Below are 1990 nucleotides of genomic sequence, written 5' to 3'. Positions count from 1 at the left end.
GACGGCGGCCAGGATGGGTGTGTGTCCTGTCTCGGCCAGCTTCGCGCCGACGGCGTCCAGCTCCGTGATGTCGATTCCGGAGTCGGAGAGCCACTGACCGCGGCCGACGAGGACGTTCTGACCCTCGACGGTGGCGCGGATCCCCTTGCCTGTCACCGAGTCGAACTCGGCCGGCTCAGGGACGACGGCGCCTTGCTCGGTGGCGCCGTTGACGATGGCCGCGCCAAGCGGGTGCTCAGACGAGCGTTCAGCCGCGGCCACCAGGCGGAGGAGTTCCTGGCCGGTCCACGCGCCTACGGGCGTCACCGTGGTGAGCGTGGGCTCGCCGCGGGTGATGGTGCCGGTCTTGTCCAGCACGATCGTGTCCAGGCGTTGCGCGGTCTCCAGCGACGTGGCGTCGCGGATGAGGATGCTGGACTGTGCGCCCTTACCCGTACCGACCATGATCGACAGTGGTGTTGCCAGGCCGAGCGCGCACGGGCACGCGATGATCAGCACCGCCACGGCCGCAACCAAGGCGAAGGTCAGAGCGGGTTCTGGTCCGGTGATGAACCATGTCGCGAACGTGGCGATGGCGATGAAGATGACCGCCGGGACGAAGTAACCGGACACCAGATCGACCAGCCGCTGGATCGGTGCCTTGGACGCCTGTGCGCGTTGGACGAGCTGGATGATCTGGGCGAGCATCGTGGAGCCGCCCACCTTGGTGGCCCGCATGGTGAACGCGCCGGTCTGGTTGACCGTGGCGCCGACGATCTCGTCACCGGGGCCCTTCTCGACGGGCATCGGCTCACCCGTGACCATCGACTCGTCGAGGTTCGAGTGTCCCTCGACCACCACCCCGTCGCCCGGGACCTTCTCGCCTGGGCGGACGAGCACCAGGTCGCCGACCTCGACGTCGTCGACCGCGACTTCGACGTCGACGCCGCCCCGGCGCACTCGCGCGGTCTTCGGCTGCAGGCCGATCAGAGCGCGGATGGCTTCGCCGGTGCCGGCCTTGGCTTTCGACTCGATGAGCCGGCCGAGCAGGATCAGGGTGAGGATGACGCCGACGGCCTCGTAGTAGACGTCGCGCAGGTCCTCTGGCAACATCCCCGGTGCGACGGTGACGAGTGTGCTGTAGGCGTAGGCAGCGGTGGTACCGATGGTGATGAGCGCGTTCATCTCGGCGCCCCGCCGCCGCAGCGTCGCCCATCCTGCCCGGTGGATCGGCCAGCCGGTGTAGAACATGACCGGTGTCATCAGGGCGAACTGAACCCAGTGGTTGAGCAGAGCGTCCGGCACCCAGGTAGCGTTCAGCAACTCGTGGATCATGACCGCGAGCACCACCGGTGTGGTGAGGACGGCGCCGATGAGCACACGACGAGACAGATCCGAGATCTCCGCCCGACGGACTTCCGCTTCTGCGTCGTCGTCGGAAGCTGCTTCTTCACGGCGCTCGTCAGGGTGCTCGTCCTGGACGGCGCCCTGGCCTTCTTCGGTGTCGGACGATGGGGGCGAGGGACCCCCGGTCGCGGGCGCCTTGTCCGTGTCCTCTACGGCAGTGGCGACGCTTCCGTCAGGCTGGTGGGCCGCGGCCGGGCCGTCGTCCATGCCGTGTGTGTCGTGACCGTCGGTGGCGGGTTCGACGACAAGCTGCCCGCGGACCATGTTCATCCCGCAGGCGAAGCCGTACTGGCCGGCCTGCCGTGGCATGAGTTCCACAGCGGTCTTCTCGAAGGCCGGAAGTGTCCGGGTGACACCGAAGTCGGAGAACACCACCTGGGATGTACATTCCCCGCTCTCTTGGCGATCGAAGACGAGCCGCACCGGTACACCTTCGCGCACCTTGATCACCTCGGGGGAGTAGCCCCCCTTGACGTTGATCTCGACTTCCTGCACGCCGTCACGAAGCGCTGCCGAACCGCTCTTCTTCGTCCCGAAGAAGAACCAGGCAAGCCACGCCACGAGCACCACCGAGCCGCTGAGCACGATGATGTCCGCGACACCC

Annotated in this window: 1 protein-coding gene; it reads right to left on the bottom strand. The window is 67.4% G+C overall.

Features of this window, described 5'->3' with window-relative positions; translation table 11 throughout:
• A partial coding sequence (locus tag ELR45_RS03900; protein ID WP_205855857.1) for a heavy metal translocating P-type ATPase occupies positions 1-1990 on the bottom strand: 1990 nt, incomplete at both ends.

Origin of the sequence: Phytoactinopolyspora endophytica (assembly GCF_004138495.1) — a bacterium.
In the GTDB taxonomy this organism is placed as follows: Bacteria; Actinomycetota; Actinomycetes; order Jiangellales; family Jiangellaceae; genus Phytoactinopolyspora; species Phytoactinopolyspora endophytica.
This window is presented reverse-complemented; position numbering and strand designations above follow the sequence as displayed.